The 24,086-nt window shown below is 72.8% G+C and carries 27 protein-coding genes; 15 read left to right on the plus strand and 12 right to left on the minus strand.

Annotated elements, in window-relative coordinates; all coding sequences use genetic code 11:
* Window positions 1-16: 16 nt before the first annotated feature.
* A complete protein-coding gene (locus tag K1X13_RS05525; RefSeq protein ID WP_221023978.1) occupies window positions 17-517 on the minus strand; it encodes a glutathione peroxidase in 501 nt (166 codons plus the stop codon).
* Window positions 518-646: 129 nt separating this feature from the next.
* Here K1X13_RS05525 and K1X13_RS05530 point away from each other — a divergent pair, with 129 nt between their 5' ends.
* On the plus strand, window positions 647-2,008 hold the full coding sequence (locus tag K1X13_RS05530; RefSeq protein WP_221023979.1) for an APC family permease: 1,362 nt from the start codon (window positions 647-649) through the stop codon (window positions 2,006-2,008).
* Here K1X13_RS05530 and K1X13_RS05535 read toward each other — a convergent pair.
* The gene (locus tag K1X13_RS05535) at window positions 1,971-2,546 is read right to left on the minus strand and encodes an SACE_7040 family transcriptional regulator (protein ID WP_221023980.1); all 576 of its coding nucleotides are present in this window, start codon (window positions 2,544-2,546) and stop codon (window positions 1,971-1,973) included. The genes K1X13_RS05530 and K1X13_RS05535 overlap by 38 nt on opposite strands.
* Before the next feature lie 330 nt (window positions 2,547-2,876).
* Between K1X13_RS05535 and K1X13_RS05540 the strand changes: the two genes are divergently transcribed.
* Genes K1X13_RS05540 through K1X13_RS05555 form a run of 4 tightly spaced genes read left to right on the plus strand, consistent with a single transcriptional unit; the run spans window position 2,877 to window position 8,556 of the window.
* Window positions 2,877-4,439, plus strand: a complete 1,563-nt coding sequence (locus tag K1X13_RS05540) for a carboxyl transferase domain-containing protein (RefSeq protein WP_221024595.1) — start codon at window positions 2,877-2,879, stop codon at window positions 4,437-4,439.
* A 58-nt stretch (window positions 4,440-4,497) separates the two neighbouring features.
* A complete protein-coding gene (locus K1X13_RS05545; RefSeq protein ID WP_221023981.1) occupies window positions 4,498-6,468 on the plus strand; it encodes an ATP-binding protein in 1,971 nt (656 codons plus the stop codon).
* Window positions 6,469-6,470: 2 nt separating this feature from the next.
* Window positions 6,471-7,421 carry a hydroxymethylglutaryl-CoA lyase gene (locus tag K1X13_RS05550; RefSeq protein ID WP_221023982.1) on the plus strand — a complete coding sequence of 317 codons (951 nt, stop codon included), beginning with the start codon at window positions 6,471-6,473 and terminating at the stop codon, window positions 7,419-7,421.
* Window positions 7,422-7,455: 34 nt separating this feature from the next.
* The gene (locus K1X13_RS05555) at window positions 7,456-8,556 is read left to right on the plus strand and encodes a hypothetical protein (protein WP_221023983.1); all 1,101 of its coding nucleotides are present in this window, start codon (window positions 7,456-7,458) and stop codon (window positions 8,554-8,556) included.
* Window positions 8,557-8,674: 118 nt separating this feature from the next.
* Here K1X13_RS05555 and K1X13_RS05560 read toward each other — a convergent pair whose 3' ends face one another.
* Window positions 8,675-9,355 (minus strand): EcsC family protein, encoded by a 681-nt coding sequence (locus tag K1X13_RS05560; protein WP_221023984.1) that lies wholly within the window; start codon window positions 9,353-9,355, stop codon window positions 8,675-8,677.
* Window positions 9,356-9,441: 86 nt separating this feature from the next.
* Here K1X13_RS05560 and aat point away from each other — a divergent pair, with 86 nt between their 5' ends.
* Window positions 9,442-10,131: a leucyl/phenylalanyl-tRNA--protein transferase gene (gene aat / locus K1X13_RS05565; protein ID WP_308249407.1), complete on the plus strand. Its 690-nt coding sequence runs from the start codon at window positions 9,442-9,444 to the stop codon at window positions 10,129-10,131.
* Window positions 10,132-10,201: 70 nt separating this feature from the next.
* Here the strand turns inward: aat and K1X13_RS05570 are convergent, their stop codons facing one another.
* Together K1X13_RS05570 and K1X13_RS05575 are read right to left on the minus strand one after the other, a co-directional pair.
* Complete coding sequence (locus K1X13_RS05570; RefSeq protein ID WP_221023985.1) at window positions 10,202-10,543, minus strand: rhodanese-like domain-containing protein; 342 nt, start codon at window positions 10,541-10,543, stop codon at window positions 10,202-10,204.
* A 22-nt stretch (window positions 10,544-10,565) separates the two neighbouring features.
* A complete protein-coding gene (locus tag K1X13_RS05575) occupies window positions 10,566-11,432 on the minus strand; it encodes an Fpg/Nei family DNA glycosylase (RefSeq protein WP_221023986.1) in 867 nt (288 codons plus the stop codon).
* 74 nt (window positions 11,433-11,506) lie between these two features.
* Between K1X13_RS05575 and K1X13_RS05580 the strand changes: the two genes are divergently transcribed.
* From K1X13_RS05580 to K1X13_RS05605, 6 genes are all read left to right on the plus strand, one after another.
* Complete coding sequence (locus K1X13_RS05580) at window positions 11,507-11,779, plus strand: hypothetical protein (protein ID WP_221023987.1); 273 nt, start codon at window positions 11,507-11,509, stop codon at window positions 11,777-11,779.
* Window positions 11,780-11,921: 142 nt separating this feature from the next.
* Window positions 11,922-13,115, plus strand: coding sequence for an ATP-binding protein (locus K1X13_RS05585; protein WP_221023988.1), 1,194 nt, complete (start codon window positions 11,922-11,924; stop codon window positions 13,113-13,115).
* Window position 13,116: 1 nt separating this feature from the next.
* Window positions 13,117-13,887, plus strand: a complete 771-nt coding sequence (locus K1X13_RS05590; protein WP_221023989.1) for a phosphotransferase — start codon at window positions 13,117-13,119, stop codon at window positions 13,885-13,887.
* A 28-nt stretch (window positions 13,888-13,915) separates the two neighbouring features.
* Window positions 13,916-14,725, plus strand: coding sequence for a glycerophosphodiester phosphodiesterase family protein (locus tag K1X13_RS05595; protein WP_221023990.1), 810 nt, complete (start codon window positions 13,916-13,918; stop codon window positions 14,723-14,725).
* A 103-nt stretch (window positions 14,726-14,828) separates the two neighbouring features.
* Window positions 14,829-15,203 carry an ATP-binding protein gene (locus tag K1X13_RS05600; RefSeq protein ID WP_225914804.1) on the plus strand — a complete coding sequence of 125 codons (375 nt, stop codon included), beginning with the start codon at window positions 14,829-14,831 and terminating at the stop codon, window positions 15,201-15,203.
* A gap of 27 nt (window positions 15,204-15,230) precedes the next feature.
* Window positions 15,231-16,178 (plus strand): DUF5926 family protein, encoded by a 948-nt coding sequence (locus tag K1X13_RS05605; protein WP_221023992.1) that lies wholly within the window; start codon window positions 15,231-15,233, stop codon window positions 16,176-16,178.
* Between the two features lie 255 nt (window positions 16,179-16,433).
* On the opposite strand, the gene K1X13_RS05610 is transcribed toward K1X13_RS05605, so the two are convergent.
* Window positions 16,434-16,613 carry a hypothetical protein gene (locus K1X13_RS05610; RefSeq protein ID WP_221023993.1) on the minus strand — a complete coding sequence of 60 codons (180 nt, stop codon included), beginning with the start codon at window positions 16,611-16,613 and terminating at the stop codon, window positions 16,434-16,436.
* Window positions 16,614-16,674: 61 nt separating this feature from the next.
* On the minus strand, window positions 16,675-16,830 hold the full coding sequence (locus K1X13_RS05615) for a hypothetical protein (protein WP_221023994.1): 156 nt from the start codon (window positions 16,828-16,830) through the stop codon (window positions 16,675-16,677).
* Window positions 16,831-17,015: 185 nt separating this feature from the next.
* On the opposite strand from K1X13_RS05615, the gene K1X13_RS05620 reads away from it, so the two are divergent.
* Window positions 17,016-17,693, plus strand: a complete 678-nt coding sequence (locus K1X13_RS05620) for a GNAT family N-acetyltransferase (protein WP_308249408.1) — start codon at window positions 17,016-17,018, stop codon at window positions 17,691-17,693.
* Between the two features lie 13 nt (window positions 17,694-17,706).
* Here K1X13_RS05620 and K1X13_RS05625 read toward each other — a convergent pair whose 3' ends face one another.
* The 4 genes from K1X13_RS05625 to larB are packed head-to-tail and all read right to left on the minus strand — an operon-like array spanning window position 17,707 to window position 21,444.
* A complete protein-coding gene (locus K1X13_RS05625) occupies window positions 17,707-18,921 on the minus strand; it encodes an arginine deiminase (protein WP_221023996.1) in 1,215 nt (404 codons plus the stop codon).
* Window positions 18,922-18,943: 22 nt separating this feature from the next.
* Window positions 18,944-19,546 carry a TMEM165/GDT1 family protein gene (locus tag K1X13_RS05630; protein ID WP_221023997.1) on the minus strand — a complete coding sequence of 201 codons (603 nt, stop codon included), beginning with the start codon at window positions 19,544-19,546 and terminating at the stop codon, window positions 18,944-18,946.
* A gap of 15 nt (window positions 19,547-19,561) precedes the next feature.
* On the minus strand, window positions 19,562-20,773 hold the full coding sequence (gene larC, locus K1X13_RS05635; RefSeq protein WP_308249409.1) for a nickel pincer cofactor biosynthesis protein LarC: 1,212 nt from the start codon (window positions 20,771-20,773) through the stop codon (window positions 19,562-19,564).
* A complete protein-coding gene (gene larB / locus K1X13_RS05640; protein ID WP_221023998.1) occupies window positions 20,770-21,444 on the minus strand; it encodes a nickel pincer cofactor biosynthesis protein LarB in 675 nt (224 codons plus the stop codon). Before larB ends, larC begins: the two co-directional genes overlap by 4 nt.
* A gap of 32 nt (window positions 21,445-21,476) precedes the next feature.
* Between larB and pheA the strand changes: the two genes are divergently transcribed.
* Window positions 21,477-22,436 (plus strand): prephenate dehydratase, encoded by a 960-nt coding sequence (gene pheA, locus K1X13_RS05645; protein ID WP_221023999.1) that lies wholly within the window; start codon window positions 21,477-21,479, stop codon window positions 22,434-22,436.
* A 24-nt stretch (window positions 22,437-22,460) separates the two neighbouring features.
* On the plus strand, window positions 22,461-22,895 hold the full coding sequence (locus tag K1X13_RS05650) for a DUF4446 family protein (RefSeq protein ID WP_221024000.1): 435 nt from the start codon (window positions 22,461-22,463) through the stop codon (window positions 22,893-22,895).
* A gap of 43 nt (window positions 22,896-22,938) precedes the next feature.
* Here K1X13_RS05650 and K1X13_RS05655 read toward each other — a convergent pair whose 3' ends face one another.
* Window positions 22,939-24,063 carry a C45 family autoproteolytic acyltransferase/hydrolase gene (locus tag K1X13_RS05655; protein WP_221024001.1) on the minus strand — a complete coding sequence of 375 codons (1,125 nt, stop codon included), beginning with the start codon at window positions 24,061-24,063 and terminating at the stop codon, window positions 22,939-22,941.
* Window positions 24,064-24,086 lie beyond the last annotated feature (23 nt).

Below are 24,086 nucleotides of genomic sequence, written 5' to 3' on the forward strand. Positions count from 1 at the left end.
CCGGCCGTTCGCCGGGTCAGTCGTTCGCCGGGCCGAGCACGCGCTCGATCGCCTCGGTGATGCGCGGGTCGTCGGGGACCACGCTCGGGTTCCACCGGGCGACGACCTTGCCGTCGCCGTCGAGCAGGAACTTCTCGAAGTTCCACGCGATGTCCCCGGTGCGGCCCTGCTCGTCGGGGACGTCCACCAGGTCGGCGTACACCGGGTGCCGGCCGCCGCCGTTCACCTCGATTTTCTCGGTCATCGGGAAGGTGACGCCGTACGTCGCCGAGCAGAACTCCGCGATCTCCTCCGACGACCCCGGCTCCTGGCCGCCGAACTGGTTGCAGGGCAGGCCGACCACGGTGAAGCCACGACCGGCGTACCGCTCGTGGACCTCCTCCAGGGCGGTGTACTGCGGGGTGAGGCCGCACTTCGAGGCGACGTTGACGAGCAGCGCCGGCCGGCCGCCGGTGATCTCGCCGACGGTGGCCGGGGTGCCGTCGAGCCGGGCGATCGGGGTGTCGAGGAGAGCCATGACCCCCAGGCTAGCCAGGGGCTGAACCCGGCAGGCACGGCTCGTGCAGGTTTCAGGCGCGCTCGGGGTGGAGAGCCTGACCCCACCGAGGGGTGGCCGGACGCCACCCGGCAAGGGGGAAAGACCGCCGTGGCCAACACCGAGACCGACCAGCTCGTCTCCCCGACCGGGCAGAACGAGGACCTGAAGCGGACCATCACCGCACCGCTGCTGTTCTTCTACGTCCTCGGGGACGTGCTCGGCTCGGGCATCTACGCCCTGATCGGGGTGATGGCCCTCGAGGTCGGCGGTGCCTTCTGGACGTCGTTCGTCGTCGGGGTCACCGTGGCGATGCTGACCGGCTTCGCCTACGCCGAGCTGATCACCAAGTACCCCCAGGCGGCCGGGGCCGCGCTCTACGTCTCCAAGGCGTTCGGCAACCGGTTCTTCACCTTCGTGGTCACCTACTTCATGCTCAGTGCGAGCATCGCGGCCGCCGGTGCCCTGGCCCTGGTCTTCGGCGGCGGCTACTTCAAGGAGTTCATCGAGCTCCCGACCACGCTGGTGGCGATCGGCTTCATCGTGGTGCTGGCGCTGCTGAACTTCCGCGGAATCTCGGAGTCGGTGAAGGCGAACATGCTGATGAGCCTGGTGGAGATCACCGGCCTCGGCATCGTCCTCGCGGTGGGCGCGGCGGTGCTCTTCCAGGGTGACGCCGACTTCAGCAGGCCCTTCGAGTTCAAGGGCGACGGCAACGAGATGCTGCTGGTCCTCGCCGGCGCCGCGCTGGCGTTCTTCTCCATGACCGGCTTCGAGAACGCGGCGAACGTCGCGGAGGAGACCAAGAACCCCAACAAAGTCTTCCCGCGGGCGCTGCTCGGCGGCATGGCCGTGGCGGGGGTGCTCTACCTCCTCGTCGCCTTCATCGCCTCGATGGTGGCGCCCACCGACCAGATCGCCGGCTCCGAGAGCGCTCTGCTCGAGGTGGTCAAGGCCGGCCCGATCCCGGTCCCTGGCAGCGTGTTCGCCGCGATCGCCCTGGTCGCGGTCACCAACACCGCGCTGGTCGCGCTGGTGGCGCAGTCGCGGATCATGTACGGCATGGCCCGCGAGGGCGTCGTGCCGCGGATCTTCGCCCGCACACACGCCAGCCGGCAGACCCCGTGGGTCGCGATCGTGTTCACCACCGCGGTGGTCGTCGCGCTGCTGGTCACCGCCGACGTCGAGCGGCTCGCCGCGGTCACCGTGCTGTTCCTGATCGCGGTCTACGCGCTGGTCTGCGTCTCCGCGCTCAAGCTCCGCAAGGACACCGTTGACCACGACCACTACCGGGCGCCGACCTGGACCCTGTACGCCGGCCTGGTCACCAACCTCGGCCTGCTGGTGAACACCGTGCTCGACGACCCGGGCGCGGTCGGCTACGCGGCGATCATGGTCGCGGTCGGGCTGGTGCTCTACGTCGTGAACAACCTGGTCACGTCGAAGACGGACCGTCAGCCGGTCGCGCGCTGATCGCCCCGAGCGCCATCCGCTCGAGCATCGCCCGCATCTCCGGCTCGGGGAGCATCCCGCTGTGCGGGGTGGAGTTGAGCAGCCCGAAGACCGCGTGCGCCATGGCCCGGGCCCGGCGCGGGCTCAGGTCGTGGTGGGTCTTGCGGAGCTGACCGGCCCAGAGGTCGACGTACTCCCGCTGGAGGAGGCGGACCTGCTCGCGCGCGTCCTCGGGCAGCGAGGCCCAGTCGCGGTCCTGGACCACGATCAGCGCCTTGTTGTGCAGGGCGAAGTCGATGTGCCAGTTGACCAGCGCGTGCAGGGCCTCGGTCGCCCCCTCGGCCTGGGCGACCCGGGAGCGGCCGACCTCGAGCAGCTCCTGGCTGATCGAGACCAGCATCTCGGCGAGCATCGCGTCCTTGGAGCTGAAGTGCCGGTAGAGCGCCGGCCCGGAGATCCCGCAGGCGGCGCCGAGGTCGACCACGGAGACGCCGTGGAACCCGCGCTCGGCGAACAGCTCGGCGGCGGTCGCCAGGATCTGGTCGCGTCGGGTGGTCACCCCGCCAGCGTAGGGCACCGGGTTAACGGTCGTTCACTCCTGACCGAGCGGGACGGCGATCGAAGCCGCCCGCGGTGACCGGTCCGACCACCGGCCCGTTCCACATCGGCAGGACACCGGGCCAGGGTTGGTGGCGGCGAGTGGCGCGTCCGGGGATCCGGGGTTAGCATGCGTTAACGATCATTAACCGATCTGCCGACCGCCCCTTCGCCCGTGCCGCGCGCGTGGCCGCGGGCAGCCGACGACCGTGGAGGAGACGCCGTGGACGCGACAGGCTCGACCGCCGGGACCGAGGTCGCCGACCTGCCCGGCCCGACCGAGGGGTCCGGCATGAGGCCGCTCGTCGAGGACCTGCGCCGCCGGCTGGAGACCGCCCGCCGCGGCGGCTCGGAGTCGGCCCGGCGCAAGCACCTCGACCGGGGCAAACTGCTCGCCCGCGACCGGATCGACCAGCTGCTCGACCCGGGCAGCCCGTTCCTGGAGCTGAGCCCGCTCGCCGCGACCGGCATGTACGGCGGCTCCCCGGACGGCGACGACCCGGTGCCCTCGGGCGGCATCGTCACCGGGATCGGGCGGGTCAGCGGCCGCGAGTGCGTGATCGTCGCCAACGACGCCACGGTCAAGGGCGGCACCTACTACCCGGTGACGGTCAAGAAGCACCTGCGCGCTCAGGAGGTCGCCCGGGCGAACCGCCTCCCGTGCATCTACCTCGTCGACTCCGGCGGCGCGTTCCTGCCGATGCAGGACGAGGTGTTCCCGGACAAGGAGCACTTCGGCCGGATCTTCTTCAACCAGGCGAACCTCTCTGCCGCCGGGATCCCGCAGGTCGCGGCGGTGATGGGGTCGTGCACCGCCGGCGGCGCCTACGTGCCGGCGATGTCCGACGAGACGGTGATCGTCAAGGAGCAGGGCACGATCTTCCTCGGCGGGCCGCCGCTGGTGAAGGCCGCGACCGGTGAGGTGGTCACCGCGGAGGACCTCGGTGGCGGCGACGTGCACGCCCGGAAGTCCGGGGTAGTGGACCACCTCGCCACCGACGACGCCGAGGCGCTCGCGATCATCCGCTCCGTCGTGGCCACCTTCGAGCGCGGCACCCCCGACGCCCTCGTCCCCGCCCCCGTCGAGGAGCCGGTGGAGGACCCGGCGGGCCTGTACGACGTGGTGCCGACGGACTCGCGTACGCCGTACGACGTGCGCGAGGTGATCAGCCGGATCGTCGACGGCTCGCGGTTCCACGAGTTCAAGGCGCTCTACGGGGAGACCCTCGTGTGCGGGTTCGCACGCGTGTGGGGCTTCCCGGTCGGGATCGTGGCGAACAACGGCATCCTGTTCAGCGAGTCCAGCCTCAAGGGCGCGCACTTCATCGAGCTCTGCAACCAGCGCGGCATCCCGCTGGTGTTCCTGCAGAACATCACCGGCTTCATGGTCGGCCGGGAGTACGAGAACGGCGGCATCGCCCGCGACGGCGCCAAGCTGGTCACCGCGGTGGCGTGCTCGGTGGTCCCCAAGTTCACCGTGGTCATCGGCGGCTCGTTCGGTGCCGGCAACTACGGCATGTGCGGGCGGGCCTACGACCCCCGGTTCCTGTGGATGTGGCCCAACGCGCGGATCTCGGTGATGGGCGGGGAGCAGGCCGCGTCCGTGCTCGCCACCGTCCGCCGCGACGGGATCGAGGCCCAGGGCGGCTCCTGGTCGGCGGACGAGGAGGAGGCGTTCAAGGCCCCGATCCGTGACCAGTACGAGTCGCAGGGCTCGCCGTACTACTCGACCGCGCGGCTGTGGGACGACGGCGTCATCGACCCCGCGGACACCCGCCGGGTGCTCGGCATGGGCCTGGCCGTCGCCGCGAACGCCCCGATCCCCGAGCCGTCGTACGGCATCTTCCGGATGTAGCCAGCGGGCGACCGCGAGCCCCGCGGATGCCCGGCACCGTCAGAACCGAGGAATGTCCATGATCTCCACCCTGCTCGTCGCGAACCGCGGGGAGATCGCGCTGCGCGTGATCCGGGCCGCGCACGCGGCCGGCCTGCGCACCGTCGCGGTCTACTCCGACGCCGACCGCACCGCGCCGCACGTGCGGGCCGCCGACACCGCGGTCCGGATCGGACCCACCCCGGCGTCCGAGTCCTACCTGAACATCGAGGCGCTGCTCGAGGCGGCCCGGAAGACCGGCGCGGACGCGGTCCACCCCGGCTACGGGTTCCTCTCCGAGCGGGCCGCGTTCGCCCGCGCCGTCACCGAGGCCGGGCTCACCTTCGTCGGGCCCACCGCCGAGGTGATGGAGCAGATGGGCCGCAAGGACACCGCCCGGGACATCGCGGTCGCGGCCGGCGTGCCCGTCGTCCCCTCCGCCGAGCTGCGCGGCAGTACCGTCGACGCGGACGCGATCGGCTACCCGCTGCTCGTCAAGGCCGCCGCCGGCGGTGGCGGCAAGGGGATGCGGATCGTGCGCGACCCGGCCGACTTCGCCGACGCCCTCGCGGCAGCGCGCCGGGAGGCGGCCTCCGCGTTCGGTGACGACACGATCCTGGTGGAGCGGTACGTCGAGCACGGCCGCCACGTCGAGGTGCAGGTGCTCGCCGACGAGCACGGCAACGTGGTGCACCTCTTCGAGCGCGACTGCTCCGCGCAGCGCCGGCACCAGAAGGTCCTCGAGGAGGCGCCTGCCCCGACGATCAGCGCCGATGTGCGCCGGGTCCTCACCGACTCGGCGGTGGCGCTGTGCCGCGAGGTCGGCTACACGAACGCCGGCACGGTGGAGTTCCTGGTGTCGGGGGAGGAGGTGTTCTTCCTGGAGATGAACACCCGGCTCCAGGTCGAGCACCCGGTCACCGAGCTCGCGGTGTCCGTCGCCGGCAGGCCCCTGGACCTGGTCCGGCTCCAGCTGCTGGTCGCCGCCGGTGAGCCGCTGCCGTTCAAGCAGGACGACGTCGCCCTCACCGGGCACGCGATCGAGGCACGGGTCTACGCCGAGGACGCCTTCAACGGGTTCCTGCCGCAGGCCGGGGTGGCCGAGCACGTCCGCTGGTCGCCGCGCGCCCGCGTGGACGCCGCCCTGGAGTCCGGGCAGGAGGTCAGCACGTCGTACGACCCGATGCTCGGCAAGGTGATCGCGCACGGCGCCACCCGGGAGGCCGCCCGCCGCTCCCTGGTCACCGCGCTCGACGACACCGCGATCCTCGGGCTCACCACCAACCTCGGCTTCCTCCGCGGGCTGGCCTCCTCCGACGCGTTCCGCGACAACACCATCGACACCGCCTGGCTCGACTCGCACCCGGACGCGATCCGGCCCGAGGGGCTCGAGGGTGCCTCGGTGCTCGCGGCCTGGGCCCTGGCCACGTCGCAGCCGGCCGACCTCGCGCACCCGTTCGGTGCCGGCGACGGCTGGCGGCTGTCCGGCCCCGCGGCGCCGACGCCGGTGGAGCTCGTCGTGGACGGTGAGCGCACGCTGTTCCGGGTGGACCCGGCCGGCCGGGTGAGCACGCACGACCGAAGCTGGCGGGTGCACGAGATCGCCGCCGACGCGGGCCTGCTCCGCCTGGAGGTCGACGACCTCGTGCACGAGGCGGCGGTCCGGGTCGGACCGCACCGGGTCGACGTCGCCCACCGCGGCAACACGCACCGCTTCGACCGGCCGGACGCGTTCGGCCCCGGCAGCAGCCACGCGGTCTCCGACGGCACCGTGGTCGCGCCGATGCCCGGCACCGTGCTCGCCGTCCAGGTCACCGCGGGGCAGCAGGTGGAGGAGGGGGCGATACTCGGCGTCATGGAGGCGATGAAGATGGAGCTCTCGCTGAAGGCGCCCGTGACCGGGACGGTGGCCACGGTGGCCGCCGCGGTGGGGCAGCAGGTGGCGCTCGGCGCGACCCTGTTCGTCGTCGACCCGTCGCATCCGGGTGGCCCCGGCGAGCAGGAGGTCTGACCGTGCGCACCCCCCAGGTCGTCCGCGACCCGTCGCTCCCGGAGCGGGTCACCATCTACGAGGTCGGTCCCCGCGACGGCCTCCAGAACGAGAGCGCCGTGGTCCCGCTCGAGACCAAGGCGGCGTTCCTGCGCCGGCTCGTCGAGGCGGGGCTGCCGGTCGTCGAGGCGACCAGCTTCGTGCACCCGAAGTGGGTTCCGCAGCTCGCCGACGCCGCCGACCTGGTCGACGCGATCGCCGAGCGCGGCCTGGACCGGGTCGACGGGCGGACCGTGCCGATGCCGGTGCTCGTGCCCAACGAGCGGGGCCTGGACCGTGCCCTGGAGCGGGGGGTGCGGCACATCGCGATCTTCGGCAGCGCGACCGAGACGTTCGCGCAGCGCAACCTCAACCGCAGCCTCGACGAGCAGTTCACGATGTTCGAGCCGACCGTACGACGGGCCCGCGAGGCGGGGATGGACGTCCGGGCCTACATCTCGATGTGCTTCGGCGACCCGTGGGAGGGCGACGTCCCGGTCGACCAGGTGGTGTCCGTGGGCAAGCGGCTCTTCGACCTCGGCGCCTCCCAGCTCTCGCTCGGCGACACGATCGGGGTCGGCACCCCGGGGCACGTCGCCGCGCTGCTCGCCGCGTTCAACGAGGCCGGGCTGCCGAACACCGACCTCGCGATGCACTTCCACGACACCTACGGCCAGGCGCTGTCGAACACCCAGGCCGCGCTCCGCGCCGGGGTCACCACCTTCGACGCCAGCGCCGGCGGCCTGGGCGGGTGCCCGTACGCGGAGAGCGCCACCGGGAACCTCGCCACCGAGGACCTGGTGTGGATGCTGCACGGCCTGGGCATCGACACCGGGGTCGACCTCGACCGGCTGGTCGCGACCAGCGTGTGGATGGCCGGGCAGCTCGGCCGGCCCAGCCCCTCGCGGGTCGTCAACGCGCTGGCGGGCGGCTGACGGGAGCCCGCCGCGCGTGGGGCAGAATGCGCGCATGAGCCGGACCGTCTACCTCCACATCGGTGCGCCGAAGACGGGCACCTCGTACCTCCAGGACCGGCTGCGGCTGAACAAGGCGGAGCTGCGCCGGCACGGCGTGCACTACCCGCTGGGCCGGCTGAACCTGCACTCCGACCACTTCAGGCCCGCGCTCGACCTGATCGAGAAGGACTGGGGCGGGGCGCTCGCCCAGGCGGAGGGGCAGTGGGACGCCCTGATGCGGCAGGTACGCCGGCTCGACGGCACCGTGATCATCAGCCACGAGATCCTCGCCGCCGCGACCCCGGAGCAGATCGCGCGGGCGATGGCCGACCTCGAGGGCGACGAGGTGCACGTCGTGTACTCCGCGCGCGACCTCGGCCGGCAGATCCCCGCGGAGTGGCAGGAGAGCATCAAGCAGCGCCGCAGGTGGACGTTCAAGAAGTACATCAAGAACGTGCAGACCGCCTCCCAGTCCGCACCGGACCTGTGGTTCTGGCGGGTGCAGGGACTGCCCAACGTGTTGGCCCGCTGGAGCGCGGTGCTGCCGCCGGAGCGTGTCCACCTGGTCACCGTCCCGCCGGCCGGCGCCCCCAAGGACCTGCTGTGGCAGCGGTTCTGCACGGTCTTCGGGATCGACCCGGCCTGGGCGCCGAAGGAGAGCGAGCGGCGCAACGAGTCGATGGGCGTCGAGGAGGCCGCGCTCGTGCGCCGGCTCAACGCCCGTCTCCGCAAGGCCGGGGTGACCGGCGCCGAGCACCGGGCGCTGGTCAAGGAGCTCCTGGTGCACCAGAACCTGGCCCGCCGGCGCCGGAAGACCCCGGTCACCCTGCCCCCGGCGGTCTACCCGTGGGCCGAGGAGGTCACCGAGGAGTGGCTGACCTGGGTCGCGGGCTCGGGCGTCGACGTGGTCGGCGACGTCACGGACCTGCGTCCGGTGGCACCGGCGCCGGGCACGCCGTGGGTCAACCCCGACCGGCCGAAGCAGAAGGTGCTGGCGCGGGCGGCCCTCGAGGGTCTCGCCGTGATGACGGCCGAGGCCGCCCGCCGCTCCGACCCCGAGCAACAGCTCTCCGGCAAGGTCACCCGCGCGGTCAAGCGCATGCGCGACCACTAGGCCGGCAACCCTGCCCGCTCCGGTCGGCGTCGAGAGGTCACTCGTTCGGCGTCGAGAGGTCACTCGTTCGGCGTCGAGAGGTCACTCGTGAGGCCTTGAGGCGTCAGTCGTTCGGCGGTCAGCGCATCGTGCGGCGGAGCAGCTCCCGGTCGGCGTACCGGCCGATCCTCCAGGTGGCGAACGCGTCCGCGCTCGCGCCGAAGAGCCCGCCGACCACCGGAACCCGGCGGCCCACGGTCACGGCCACCCGCTTGCCGGCCACCCGGGTGAGCAGCTCGGAGGTGACCTCGGCGGCCATCACCTGGTCCAGGTGCGGGTCGTGCGTGGGTGCCGTGGCGATCGCCATCGGCGGGGCCGGCAGCTTCTTCTTCCGGACCAGGGTCTGCACGGTCTCCTCGCCGAGCATGCAACCGAGCACCGCGTTGTGCACCCGCGGGTCCGCGAGGTCGTAGCCGCGCAGGTGCGCGATGCCCGCGACCATCCGGCACTGGAGCAGGGCGAGCCCGCTGATGTTCGCGGGGATCGTGATCGCGGCGGTGACCATGCCGCCGAGGTTGGTGGCGAAGCCCTGGGCGCCGGCGTACCGGACGTGGTTCTCGATCACCTCGTGGATCGCCTTCTCCACGTCGCCGTGCTGCTCCGCGAGCTGCTTGTCGGCCGCGCTCGCCGCACCGGGCAGCGGGCCGACGCCGTGGATCGCGCGGCGCAGCGCCTCGTGGACGAAGTTCGTGGTCAGCTCCGGGGCGAGCCGGTGCACGCTGGGGCCGAGGGCCTTGCCGATCGAACCGCCGATGCCCATGTTCTCTCCTGCACTGTCTTCGGGGTGCTGATGTGCACCCTACGTCGCTGTCGGGGGGCCCTGGTGGGACGGTGTTGGATGGGAGCGTGCCGATCGAACCACCCCCGACCGGATGGGTCTTCCCCGACCCGTCCGACGCCGATGACGACGTCGTGGGCATGGGGGCCGACCTCCAGCCGGGAACGCTCCTCGCTGCCTACCGCCACGGGTTGTTCCCCATGCCCGGGGGAGTGCCCGACGAGGAGCCGGACGAAACCGACCTGCCGATGTTGTGGTGGTCACCGGACCCGCGGGGCGTGCTGCCGCTCGACCGGCTCAGGGTGTCCCGGTCGCTGCGGACCTCGACGCGCCGGATGGAGGTACGCGTGGACACCGCCTTCGACCAGGTGGTCGCGGCCTGCGCGGACCCCGCGCGCGACTCGGGCTGGATCGACCACCAGATCGTCGAGGCCTACACCCGGCTGCACCTCCTCGGCTGGGCGCACTCGGTGGAGGCGTGGCAGGACGGCCGGCTGGTCGGCGGACTGTACGGCGTCGCGATCGGCGGCCTGTTCGCGGGGGAGTCGATGTTCCACCGGGTGACCGACGCGTCGAAGGTGGCGCTGGTCGGCCTGGTCGACCTGCTGTGCGACGAGCACGCGGACCAGCGGGTGCTCGACGTGCAGTGGCGCACCGACCACCTCGGGTCGCTGGGCGTGGTCGAGGTTCCGCGGAGGTCGTACCTGCGGATGCTCCGAACGGCGCTGGACCTCCCGCTCCCCGCCCCCTGGCGTTGAGACGTCAGTCGATCGGCGTCGAAACGTCAGTCGATCGGCGTCGAGACGTCAGTCGTACGGCGGTGGGCGGTCACACGACGTGCGGGGTCTGGTCGTTCTCGCTCACCATCGCGCGCCCCGCGGCGAACCAGTCGACCATCCCGCCCTCGAGATTGACCGCGTCGAGCCCGCGCGCCTGGAGGTAGCCGACGGCCTGCGCGGAGCGGCCGCCGATCTTGCAGACCACGAGCACCCGCGACTCCGGGATCTCCCCGAGCCGGCCGGGCAGCTCCATGAGCGGGATGTGCTGTGCGCCCTCGATGTGGCCGTGCTGCCACTCGAGGTCCTCGCGCACGTCGAGCACGTGCAGGGCCTGGGGCAGGGGGTCGGGCACGCCTGCGATGTCGACGGTGGGAATGGCGCCGTACGTCATGTACCGACCATACGCGAGATCGCTATTTCAGGAACTTGCTCGTCCGACGGTCGGCAAGGGGCTTGCCCCCGGTCTGGCAGGTGGGGCAGTACTGCAGGGACGAGTCCGCGAAGGACACCTCCCGGACCGTGTCGCCGCAGACCGGGCAGGGCTGGCCGGCGCGCCCGTGCACGGCGAGGTGGCTCTTCTTCTCGCCCTTGAGGTCGGCCGCGGCGAGCCCCCGGGAGCGCTCGACGGCCTCGCCGAGCACGGTGCGGATCGCGTCGTACAGAACCTGCAGGTCGTCGCCCTCGATGCTGGACGCCGGCTTGAACGGCGACATCCGCGCCGCGTGGAGCAGCTCGTCGGAGTAGGCGTTGCCGATGCCCGCGATCGTCCCCTGGTGTCGCAGCACGCCCTTGATCTGCGCCCGACCGGCGTCGGCGAGGATCTGCCCGAGCACGTCGATCGTGAAGTCCTCGGCGAGCGGGTCGGGCCCGAGCCGCTCGATCCCGGGCACGTCGGAGGGCTTGCGGACCACGTAGATCGCGAGCCGCTTCTGCGTGCCGGCCTCGGTGATGTCGAGCCCGGAGCCGTCGTCGAGCACCACCCGGGCCGCGAGCGGGGACTTGTGGCTCGGCTTCGGCGGCAGCTTTGGCACCTCGTCGCGCCAGCGGACCCACCCGGCGCGGGACAGGTGCGCCACGAGGTGCAGTCCGGAGGCGGTGATGTCGAGGAACTTGCCGTGCCGGGTGACGTCCTCGACCAGCGCGCCGTACAGCGCCGAGAGCGGAGGGTCGAAGGTCTTGAGCGCGCTGAAGGCGGCGATGTCGACGCGCGCGATGGCACGGTCGGTCAGCCGCCCGCGCAGGTCCAGCGCGAGGGCCTCCACCTCGGGTAGCTCCGGCACGCGGGCAAGCATAGGCGTGACCTCGGACACTTCGAAGTGATGACAAGCCCCCCGGCGTGCGCCATTCTGAGCAGATGCAGACGGTTCCTCCGATCCCCGCCGCCGGCGAGGTGTTCCTCGACGCCCGCGGTGGGCCGCGCGCGCTGCGGGTCTCGTGGCACGACGAGTCCGGGGTGGTCGTGCTGTCGATCTGGCGCGAGGGGACCTGCGCGGGGTCGTTCCGGCTCGACGTCGAGGACGTGCCGGCGCTGGTCGACTTCCTGCGCGAGGGCCTCGCTCGCGAGTACGACGCCGCCCGCGCCTCGCTCCTCCCGGGCATGCGTCCCGCGGACGGACTCGCGGTCTGACCCGCCGCGGCCGCGCCACCGGGGACGGAACCCGGCACCCCGGAGCTCCCCAAACTCCGGAGCTCCCGGCCCCCGCGACACTCCGCTAGGGCTCGCTAGCGAAATCTACGGTCTGACCTAGATTCACCGATACAGTCCCATCGTGGATCCCGTGCGCAACCCCTATGCCCCCGGCGCCGGCCAGCGCCCGCCCGAGCTCGCCGGTCGTGACCGCGAGCTGCGCCAGTTCGAGGTGACCCTGGAACGGGTCGCCGCCGGCCGGCCCGAGCGCTCGATGGTGCTCTCCGGTCTCCGCGGCGTCGGCAAGACGGTGCTGCTGAACGCGCTGCGCAGCCTCGCGGTCAAGCGGGCATGGGGGACCGGCAAGATCGAGGCCCGCCCCGACCAGTCGCTGCGCCTGCCGCTCGCGCAGGCGGTGCACGCCGCGGTCCGCGAGGTCTCGCACCGGCACCGGGACCCCGAGCGGGTCGATGCGGTGGCCGGCGTCCTCAAGTCCTTCGCGCTCCGGGCCCGCCTCGAGGACCGCAAGGGCGTCCGTTGGCACCCGCCCACCGACGTACCCGCCACCAAGGGCCGCGCCGACTCCGGCGACCTCGAGCTCGACATGATCGAGCTGTTCACGGACGTCGCCGAGCTCGCCGGGGACCTCGGGGTGGGCATCGGCATCTTCATCGACGAGATGCAGGACATCCCCGCGCCCGAGCTGGCCGCGCTGTGCGGCGCGGTGCACGAGATCAGCCAGCAGGGCGCGCCGCTGGTCGTGGTCGGCGCCGGCCTGCCGCACCTCCCGGTGGCGCTGTCGGCGAGCAAGTCGTACGCCGAGCGGCTGTTCCGGTACGTCGTCGTGGACCGGCTGCCGCGCGACATGGCCGACCGGGCCCTGCTCGTGCCGGCCTCCACCGAGGACGTCGACTACGCCTCGGACGCGCTCGACGAGCTGTACCGGCTCACCGACGGGTACCCGTACTTCGTGCAGGCCTACGGCAAGGTCACCTGGGACGTCGCGGTGGACACCCCGATCTCGGTCAGCGACGTGCACGAGGCCTCGCCGGAGGCGGAGGGGGAGCTCGCGGTCGGCTTCTTCGGCGCCCGCTACGACCGCGCCACCCCCGCCGAGCGCGACTACATGCGCACGATGGCCGAGCTCGGCGCGGACAACAACGACGCCTCGGTCACCACCGCCCAGGTCGCCGACGCGCTGGGCCGCAAGCCGCAGAGCCTCTCCCCGGCGCGTGACGGGCTGATCAAGAAGGGCCTCGTCTACTCCTCCGAACGGGGGACGGTGGCCTTCACAGTGCCGCACTTCGGCAAGTTCCTCCGCGCGCAGAAGGCCTGACGTGACGGTCCACGAGCTCGAGGGCGGCTGGGACAGCCGGGCGCGGATCGTCGACGGCCGCTGGCTCGAGCGCCGCCCCCGCCGGCCGGAGGTCGAGACCCGGCTGGTGCAGGAGACCCGGCTCCTCCCGTGGCTCGCGCCGCAGCTCCCCGCGCGGGTCCCGGTGCCGGTCGTGGTCACCCGCCACCCCCTCGTTGTACGCCACGAGCTGGTCCAGGGTGAGCCCGCCGCCGCGCTGACCGCGGCGCAGGCCGCGGCGTGCGGCCGGTTCCTCGCCGCGCTGCACACGGTCGACGTGGACGGCGCGGTCGCGCACGGTACGACGGACGCCGGCCCGGCGCACGACGAGCACCTCGCCGTCCTGGACCGGTTCCGGGCCGACGTGCTCCCGCGGCTCACCCCCACCGAGCGGACCGCCGGCGCCGCGCTGCTCGACCGGCTCTCGACCCCGCCGCCCGGGCCCGCGCTGGTCCACGCCGACGTCGGACCCGTCCACCTCCTGGTCGACGGTGACGCGCTGAGCGGGGTGATCGACTGGAGCGACGCACACGTGGGGGACCCGGCGAAGGACCTGGCCTGGCTCGTGCACGGTTCCGGCCAGGGCGAGGCGGTGGCCCGGGCGTACGGCGCCGACGCCGCGACGCTCTCGCGCTCCCACGACTGGCACCTGCTCGGCCCCTGGTACGAGGTGACCTACGGGCTCGACACCGACCAGCCGGATCTCGTAGCCAGCGGAATCGCCGGGGTCCGGACACGGCTCAACGCGCCCTAGACGGGCAGGGTGGTGCCACGATTGGCCCATGCAGTGGAACGTCGGCGAGGCGGGCAGGCCGCAGGTGGTCGCCCACCGCGGGGCGAGCGACGTCAACGCCGAGCACACCCTCGGGGCCTACGTCGCCGCGCTCGACGCCGGTGCGGACGCGCTGGAGTGCGACGTACGCCTGACCGCCGACGGGCACCTGGTCTGCGTCCACGACCGCCGGGTCGACCGGACGGCGAACGCGAAGGGCCTGGTCTCCACGATGGACCTCGCGCAGCTCGACGAGCTCGACTTCGCCTCCTGGAAGAACCCGTGGGCCGACCTCGACGAAGAAGCCCCGGACCTCGACCTCGAGACCCGCAAGGTGCTCACCCTCGAGCGCCTGATGCAGGCCGTCGCCGACTACGACCGCCCGGTGGACATCGCGATCGAGACCAAACACCCGACCCGGTACACCGGCCTCGTGGAGCGCCGCCTCGTGGACCTGCTCGACTCGTTCGGGTGGACGGGCAAGGACTCGCCCGCCCGGGTGATGAGCTTCTCGTGGATGGCGCTCAACCGGGTCAAGAAGCTCGCCCCCGAGGTGGAGACCGTGCTGCTCGTGGACCGGGCGTACACCTTCCCGGTGACCCGGAAGCTGGTGGGGGACACGTGGATCGCCGGACCGGACATCGATCTCATCCGGGACAACCCTCGCTTTGTGCGTAAACTGCGCCGCGCCGGACGACGAATCCACGTCTGGACGGTCAACACGAGCGAAGATCTCGACCTGTGCGTCGAGCTCGGCGTCGAGGCCGTGATCACCGACAAACCGGGGGCCGCCCTGGGGCACCTGCGTCGCGGGGTTTGATGCCACGACGCGTTGGGCATCATCGTCGCGGGAAGGTGATGGTTATCAGAGGGGTGAAGGCGTGGTGACACGCTCAGTGCGAGCAGGGCGTGCGCCGGTGACGATGCGCGTCCCCTTTGCCGCGTCCTCGGTGGCCACCGCCCGGCAGCAGCTCAAGAAGTGGATGGTCGAGAACGGCGGGAGCCGTGACCAGGTCGAGGACGGCCGGGTCGTCATCTCCGAGCTCGTGGCCAACTCCATCCGTCACGCAGAGCCCCTCTCCGACGGGACGCTGCTGATCACCTGGGTGTACGAGCGGCGCGGCGTCAGGCTCTCCGTCACCGACGGTGGCAGCCCGACCCGGCCCCGCAAGCTCAACGCCCCCTCCTCCGCGCTGGCCGGCCGTGGCATGGCCATCGTCGAGTCGCTCTGCCTGTCCTGGTGGGCCGAGCAGAACCGGTCGCAGTCGACCGTGCACGCCGTCCTCGCGATGAGCTGACGCCCTGCTTGGGTAGCCTTTCCCGTCATGGGAAAGCGGTCGCGAGTCAAAACCAGGTCCGAAGCCACCACCACCGCCGGTGAGGTCGGCCCCCGGCAGCCCTGCCCGTGCGGCTCCGGCCGCCGGTACAAGGCCTGCCACGGCAGCCCCTCCGGTGCGCCGCAGACCTTCGTCAGCCGCCCCTTCGAGGGACTCGCGGGGGAGTGTGACCTGATCGCGCTGCGCGAGATCGTCCCCGCCGCGACCGCGCCGCTGCCGCTGGCGGACTCGGTGAAGACCGACCGCGACGTGCTGCTCTGCTCGCTGCTGCCGGTGGCCGCCCCCGCGCTCGTCCGCCAGGACGGCACGGTGTGGCTCGCCCTCCAGGTGCAGCACAGCTTCGGCGACCCCAGCCGCGACCTCGCCGCCGTGCTCGAGCGCGCTCTGGAGGCCGCACCCGGTGAGGTCGTCGGGCTCACCGACCCGCCCGGCGAGGGCCCGCGCCTGCAGGACCTCGTGGCCGACAAGCCGCTCGAGGTCACCGTGCACGACGGCTTCGACTTCTGGATCTCCGACCTCGACGACGAGAGCGGTGCGATGGCCGCCTCGCTGGAGCGCGCGAACTCCGCGGCGATGCCCACCGTGCGGCTGACCTCGGTCGAGGCGGCGTACTGGACCGACGTCGGCACCAAGGAGCACCTGCGGTGGGTGATGCCGTACGACGAGGAGCAGCTGCTCTCCGCGCTCGCCCGGCTGCACGTGGCCGGCAAGGACGTCGTGGCCGAGGGCTCGCGCCTGGTCGGGATGTTCCGTGCGCACGGCCTGCTCGTCCCGGTGTGGGACCTGCCCGTCGGGACCGGCGCGGACGTGCTCGAGAAGCCCGCCGCCCAGTTCGCGAAGGACCTCGACGCCGCCCTCGCAGACGGGTCGCCGCTGACCGCGGAGGAGCGGGCGGCCCGCTCCGGGCTGGCGAACCGACAGCTCACGATTCGGTGACCTGACTAGACCGATGGGGTCCAATTGGCGGTGACGTGCCTCATATTCGCCGGATCCAGTTGAACGAGCGCGTCCCGGACCCGTACATTTACCAATGCCCGGTCGTTGTTGTATCCCCCGTCAGCAACGGCCGGGTTTTTTCATGCCCCGACCCAAAGCGGACAGCCACCACGTGCAGTGGCGGTCGCGCGGGGCGGATCCCCGCCGCGGCGACCCGCGGTGACGGCGCCGAGTGCACGTCCGGGTGGTCGGCGGCTAGTCGGGCGTCTGGGTGGACTCGTGGCGGGTCTCCTCCGGGTGCTCGGTGCGCTCGTCGGAGTCCTCCAGGATCACCCGCGCCTGCTCCTCGGGAGCCTCGCTGCCGGCCGCGGCCTCCTCCGGGAGCAGGTCCTCCGCGCGGCGTTCGATCCGGGCTTCATCGGCTGACTCGGTCATGCCTCGACCGTAGCAACCGCGTCCCGCCGGGCAGGGCCGGCCCAGGAGGCGAAGCCCGACCTCAGAGGACCCGGTGCAGCGGCAGCTCGCGCCGGCTGCCGACCGAGAACGCGACGTCGAGCTCGCGGTCCCACGCGACGGCCGCGCGGTGACGATGCGTCAGCCAGGCGGTCCCCAGCGCCGACATCAGGACACACAGAAGTAGGACGAACGACATGACAAACCCCTAGAACCCCTCGACGATCTCGAGCCCTCGCGCCGGTGGTGCGGTGACTCTCCCCGCTGTCGACGGTACGCCGGTGTTGTCCGGAACGAGACCGTTTTACCCAGATGACGGGCCGGCCGGGCAACCACCGCGGGAACGTCGTACGCCGGGGTGCCGGCCGGTCTAGGGTGCCTCCGGTGAGGACCCTCGAGGACATCTGGCCGCTGTTCGGGCTCCGGATCACCGCCGGGCCGCTGCAGCTTCGCCCCGTCGCCGACGCCGACATCCCCGGCCTGGTCGCGCTCGCGGTGGAGGGGATCCACCCCGCCGACCGGATGCCGTTCAGCTACCCGTGGACGAGCGCGCCGCGCGACGAGCTGCCGCGCGACATGGCGGCCTACTACTGGCGCACCCGCGCCGGGATCACGCCCGACCGCTGGACCGTCGACTTCGCGGTCCGGCGTGACGGCGAGCTCGTGGGTGTGCAGGGGTTCGGCACCGACGGCTACCTCGTCACGCACACCGGGGAGACCGGGTCCTGGCTCGGGCAGCGGCACCAGGGACGGGGGACGGGGACGCTGATGCGGCAGACGCTGTGCGCCTTCCTCTTCGACCACCTCGACGCGGAGGAGATCACCTCGGCCGCGTTCCTCGACAACCCGGCGTCCCTGGCGGTCAGCCGCAAGGTCGGCTACCTGCCCAACGGGGACTTCCGGGAGCGGCGTCGGCCCGGGGAGATGGCGCTCAACCGCAAGCTGCGGCTGACCGAGCCCGCGCTGGTCCGGCACGAGCACGAGCTCCGGGTCGAGGGCCTGGCACCGGTACGGCGCCTGCTCGGCCTCGACCGGGCGGACGGGTCCGACCGGACCACCTGAACCGCCATCCCGGTCAGAGCAGCTCGCGCGAGACCGGGCAGGACATGCAGCGCGGCCCGCCGCGGCCCGACCCGAGCTCGGAGCCGCTGATCGCGACGACCTCGATGCCGGCCTCCTCGAGGCGCGCGTTGGTCTCCACGTTCCGCTCGTAGGCCACGGCCACCCGCGGCGCGAGGGCCAGGGTGTTGTTGCCGTCGTCCCACTGCTCGCGCTCGGCGGTGACCGGGTCCAGGCCGGTGTCGATCTGGTGCAGGGTGTCGATGCTCATCGCCTTCGCCGCGGCCACCAGGAACGGCTCCGCCTCCGCGACCTGGAGCACGAGGTCGCGGTCGGAGTCGCCGTTGCGTTCGGTGACCGTGACGGCGTACGCCTGCAGCTTGTCGGCGACGTTGGGGTACATCACGATCTTGTCGACGTCGACCATGGTGCAGACGGTGTCGAGGTGCATCGTGGCGCGCTCCTGCGCGATCGGCACCGCGAGCACGGTGTGCGCGAGGTCCGCGGCGAAGACCTGCCGGGCCAGCCGCTCCGCGCCGGCGGGGGTGGTGCGCTCGCCGACGCCGACCGCGATGACGCCGGGGGCGAGCAGCAGTACGTCGCCGCCCTCGACGTTCTCGTGCTGCCAGCCGTGGATCGTCGGCGTGCCCGCGAACCTTGGGTGCTGGGTGTAGATCAGCTCGGTCAGCTGGGTCTCGCGCGCCCGCGCCGGCATGGTCAGCGAGGTGACTGCCACCCGGTCCTGGATCCACACGCTCGAGTCGCGGGTGAACAGCAGGTTCGGGAGCGGGTCGATGAGGAAGTCGTCGTGGGTGAGCAGGCTCGTGACCAGGCCGAACCCGCCGCGGACCTCGTCGTTGCGGACCCCCGCGGTCAGGAACGCGGCCAGCTCCTCGGGGCTCTGGTCGTGCAGCGCGACGGTCAGGTAGTCGCGCAGCGTGTCGCCGAGGTGCAGGCTCGACATGGCGCCGGCGATCGCCAGCTCGCGCGCCTGCTCGCTCTGCAGCGTCTCGGTGAGCAGCTCGGTCAGGTAGAGCACCTCGACGCCCCGGTCGCGCAGCGCCTGCGCGAACGCGTCGTGCTCGTCCTGGGCGCGGCTGACCCACGGGATGCCGTCGAACAGCAGCTTGTCGTTGTTGCGCGGGGTGAGCCGCTTGAGCTCCGGGCCGGGCCGGTGCAGCATCACCGTGCCGAGCCGTCCGACCTCGCTGTTCACGCCATGCTTCGTCATGGCCGACAGAGTATCTGTCGGATCAGCCCACGAGCTCGTACAGGGTGATCCCGGCGAGGACGACGCAGACCGCGGCGCCGATGTAGTGCAGCAGCGACAGCCGCATGTAGCGCAGCAGCACCCGGCCCGAGAGCACCGCGAGCCCGGACACGGCGAGGAGCGCGCCCCAGGCGCCGGCGAAGACGCTCAGCGGCTCGCCGTACTTCGCGACCAGGCTGATCGTGAGCAGCTGCGAGAGGTCGCCCCACTCGGCGGCGAACAGCACCAGGAACGACGCGACGACGGCCTTGAGGCCGGTGCGCTCCTCGGTGGCCTTCGCGGCGTACTCGTCCTCGGCCTCCTGCTCCTCGGCGTCGGCGCCGGGAGCGGACTTGAACAGCAGGAACGCACCGGCCAGGAAGATCGCCACGGCGACTCCCTTGACCAGGGTCTCCGGCAGCAGGGTGGCGAGCTGTCCGGCGGTGACCGCGATCAGCACCTGGAGGAAGAACGCGAGCCCGACCCCGAGCCAGACCAGCAACGGCCGGTAGCGGGTGGAGAGCACCAGCGCGGCGATGAAGGTCTTGTCCGGCAGCTCCACCACGAAGATGGCGGCGAAGGTCAGGGCGACGACGGCGAGGTCCATGCGGGGCTTTCCGGGTCAGCGGTCCAGGAGCGGGCGTGCGGCGGCGACGGCTTCGGCGAGGACGTCCTTGACCGGACGCCCGGTGGCCGCGGCGACGGCGGCGAGGTCCTCGTACTCCGGCTGAGCGTTGACGACCACGCCGTTGTGCAGTGCAAGTTTCACATGCACGGTGAAGCCGTCCACCGCCACGGTCCGCATGTCCCGGTCGAGCGCGTGCTTGCCGATCGGGATCTCCCGGACGCCGATCGTGGAGGTCTGCCGGAAGATCTCGGTGCGCACCGCCTCTGCCCGGTCCCCGGCGACCAGCACGTGCAGGGTGTGCGCGGGGCGGCCCTTCTTCATCAGGATCGGGGTCAGCCACGCGTCGGAGGCGCCGGCGGCGAGCAGCGACGCGATCACGTTCGGCCACAGCCGCGGGTCGAGGTCGTCGACGTTGGTCTCGACGAGCAGCGGGCTGTTCGTGCCGTGCGGCGCCGCGTCGCCCGTGGGGGACACCGCGTGCCCGACCAGGAGCCGCAGCACGTTCGCGTGCCCCTCGGGGTCCCGGCCGCCGGCGCCCACGCCGACCTCGGCGACGACCATCGCCGGCTGCGGCCCGAAGCCGGTGGCGTTGGCGGTGAGCAGCGCGGCGCCGGTCGGCGTGCACAGCTCCATCGCGGGCGCGGTCGGGGGACCGGCGTACGACGGGGTGCCCCGGAGCAGCTGCGCGACGGCCGGAGGCGGCACCGGCATCGAGCCGTGCGCGCCGCGGACCGTCCCGGAGCCGACCGCGACGGGGGAGACCACGAGGGTGTCGAGGCGCAGGTGCTCGAGCCCGGCGGCCACCCCGACCACGTCGGCGATCGCGTCGAGCGCCCCGACCTCGTGGAAGTGCACCTCGTCGGGGGTGGTGCCGTGCACCGCCGCCTCCGCGACCGCGAGCCGCTCGAAGGTCGCGCGGGCCCGGCGGCGGACCCCCTCGGTGAGCGGCGCGGCGTCGAGCAGCGCGGCCACGTCGTGCCAGGTCCGGTGGGTGACGCTGTCCGCGACCTCCACGTGGCAGCGGGTGGCGGCGAACCCGTTGCGGGTCACGGTCTCGGGGCGCAGGGCGACGTGCTCGGGCGCCACCGCGCGGACCGCGTCCTCGAGCACGTCGACCGGGACGCCCGCGCCGACGAGCGCGCCGAGGAGCATGTCCCCGCTGGCGCCGGAGGAGGCGTCGACCCAGCCGACCGCGCGTGCGGTCACCGGGCCGCCCTCGCGACCCGGGCGGCGAAGACGCCGGCGCCGAAGCCGTTGTCGATGTTGACGACCGTGACCCCCGGCGCGCAGGAGTTGAGCATGCCGAGGAGGGCGGCCACCCCGCCGAACGAGGCGCCGTAGCCGACGCTGGTGGGGACCGCGACGAGCGGGACGCCGGTCAGCCCGCCGACCACGCTGGGCAGCGCACCCTCCATGCCGGCGACGACGATGAGGCAGTTCGCGCTGGCGAGCTCCTCGCGCCGGGCCAGGACCCGGTGCAGGCCGGCCACGCCGACGTCGTTGACCAGGCGCACGCCGGCGCCGTACACCCGGGCGGTGAGGGCGGCCTCGGCGGCGACGGGTGCGTCGGAGGTGCCGGCCGAGACGATGGTGACCGTGCCCTGCGCCGACGGCAGCGGGCCGAGCGTGACCGCGCGGGCCACGTCGTCGACCTCCGCGTCGGGCAGCTCCGTGGTCACGGCCTCGACCGCCTCGGTGGTGAGCCGGGTGGCGAGCACCGCGCGTTCGGGGTGCGCGGCGTGCAGGGTGCGGAGGATCTCGACGACCTGCGCCGGTGACTTGCCGGCGCCGTAGACCACCTCGGGGTCGCCGGTCCTTGCGGCCCGGTCGGTGTCGAGCAGGGCGTACCCGAGGTCGGAGACGGGCTGGTGGTTCATGCGGGCGAATCTATCTCCCCTAGTCTGGGCGGGTGCCGCCACCGCCGCCCCCGCCGCCGGGTGTCCCGCCCGCCCGCTACGCCTACCTCGGCCCCGAGGGGACGTTCACCGAGCAGGCGCTGCGCTCGCTGCCCGCCGCCGCGCGCGCCGAGCTGGTGCCGTGCGCCACGGTCACGCTCGCGCTCGACGCGGTCCGCTCCGGCGAGGCCGACGGCGCCGTGGTGCCGATCGAGAACTCCGTCGAGGGGTCGGTGCCGGTCACCCTCGACGAGCTGGCCACCGGCGAGCCGCTGATGATCACCCGGGAGATGACGGTCCCGATCGCCTTCTCCCTGCTGGCCCGCCCCGGCGTCCGCCCCGAGGACGTCAAGGTCGTGGCGACCCACCCGCACGCCGCCGCGCAGACCCGGCGCTGGGTCGCGCTGAACCTGCCGTACACCGAGGTGGTGCACGCGCCCTCGACCGCCGCCGCGGCCGCCGCCGTCGCCGACCCGGAGTCGACCTGGGACGCCGCGATCGCCGCGCCGTTGGCCGCGGAGCACTACCGGCTGGCCGTGCTCGCGGCCGGGATCGGCGACAACCCCGACGCCGTGACGCGGTTCGTGCTCGTCTCGCGGCCGGGCCTGCCCGCCCCGCGGAGCGGACGCGACAAGACCTCGCTGGTCGCGTTCATGCGCGACGACCACCCCGGCGCGCTGCTGGAGATCCTCGAGCAGCTCACCATGCGCGGGGTGAACATGACCCGGATCGAGTCCCGCCCCACCGGCGCCGCGCTCGGCAACTACTGCTTCTCCATCGACTGCGAGGGGCACGTCGACGACGCCCGGGTCGGCGAGGCGCTGATGGGCCTGCGCCGGGTCTGCGCCGACGTACGCTTCCTCGGCTCCTACGAGCGGCACGACGGGGTCGCCCCCACGGTCCGCCCCGGGACGTCGGACGTGGAGTTCAACGACGCGGCGGCGTGGCTCGCGCGCCTTCGCGCCGGAGACTGACCCCTCCCGTTACGCTCGGCCCCGATGAACATCTCTGTGCTGCTCACGGTGCTGGTGCTGCTCCTGCTGGTGACCTCCGTCGTCGCGATCGCGCTCGCCGTGGTCGCGCTCAAGCGGTCCCAGCCCGGTCACGCCCGGCGTGCGTCGGCGATGAAGGGCGCCGCGAGCCTGCCCACCGACGTGGACGGCCTGCGCGCCGAGGTCCAGGCGCTCCGGGTCGAGGTCGCCGAGGCGCTGCGGCACCTCGCGGTGGTCCGCTACGACGCCTTCGGTGACATGGGCGGCCACCTGTCCTGGTCGATGGCGCTCCTCGACGACGGCGGCAACGGAGTCGTGCTCACCTCCATCCACGGGCGCAGCGAGGCACGCACGTACGCGAAGAACGTCGCCGCGTGGAGCTGTGACCAGGCCCTCTCCCCGGAGGAGGAAGAGGCGATCAAGTTCGCCAAGGCCTCCTGACCCGGAGACCCTCAGCGACCCCGGTCGTCCGTACCAGCGGGCGCTATCGGCCCCGCTCCTGCGGACGACCCGGATCCGCCGGCCCGTCCGAACGCCCCGGGCGCGCGCAGGGCCCGCCCGGCGTGACCGCGAGCCGCTGCCCGGTCGGTGCGGCGGTGTCGAGCGCGACCGTGGCCAGCGTGGCGTGCCACAGCGCCGGGTCCGTGCTCCGGTCCGGGTGCGCGCACACCCCGCCCACCTCGGCGTGGTCGTCCATCGCCGCGACGACCTGCTCCGCCGTCCTGGGCAGCCGCTCCTCGAACGCACCGAGCAGCGTGTCGCGCCGGATCCCGCTGCCGGGCCCGATCGAGGTGGAGAGGCAGCCGTCCCGGCCCTCCTCGGACACGAAGTGGTTGGTCCGCACGAGCAGGCCCCCCTCCGGCTCGAGCACCCCCGCCCCGCCGGGGAACAGCTCCACGGACGCCGTACGCCCGCCGTCGGGGCCGCCCTGCACCACGGTCAGCGAGGAGGAGGCGGAGGTCCGTACCGCGCGGGCCTGCGCCACCGCGTCGTCGAGGTCCTCGGCGGTGTCGAGCAGCTGCCGGCTGAGCAGGTGCACCGGGAAGCCGATCCCGTCGTCCGCGGCGCCCGCGTCGGAGGCGTGATGGAGCATGTTGAACAGCACGCCGACCCCCTCCGAGCTCACGCCGATCTTGCCGAGCAGGCCGTACTCCGTGACGGTCTCGACCACCCGGCCGCCGGGGTGCGGGATGGTCCAGCGCAGCCAGCCGTGGCGCATCGCGTCGTACCAGTCCCAGGTCTGCACGGCCACCGGCGCCCGGCCCGCCGGCAGCGCGACCACCGTCGAGCACTCGTCGACGCCGGTCGGGTTGGCCACCGCGAGCAGCTCGGTCCGGGCGTTCAGCGCGGCGATGTCGCGCACGCGCACGCCCGCGCCGGCCGCGATGCCGTCGATCTCCTCGGCCGCCGCGGGCGCGAGCTCCCGGATCCGCTGCCAGGCGTGGTCGGCCCAGTGGTCGACGTCGAAGGGGCCCAGGGCACGGGTGACGAAGAGCCGGCGGTACGACGCCACGGTGCGGGCGACCTCGGCGGCATGGTGCTCGCCGAACTCCACGCCCCGGTCGTGGGGCCCGAGCACGGACGAGGTGAAGGCGGGCACGCGCGTCATCGGGCCACGGTAGCCCGCGCGGG

It is taken from the genome of Nocardioides jiangsuensis (assembly GCF_019679455.1).
Classification (GTDB): Bacteria; Actinomycetota; Actinomycetes; order Propionibacteriales; family Nocardioidaceae; genus Nocardioides_C; species Nocardioides_C jiangsuensis.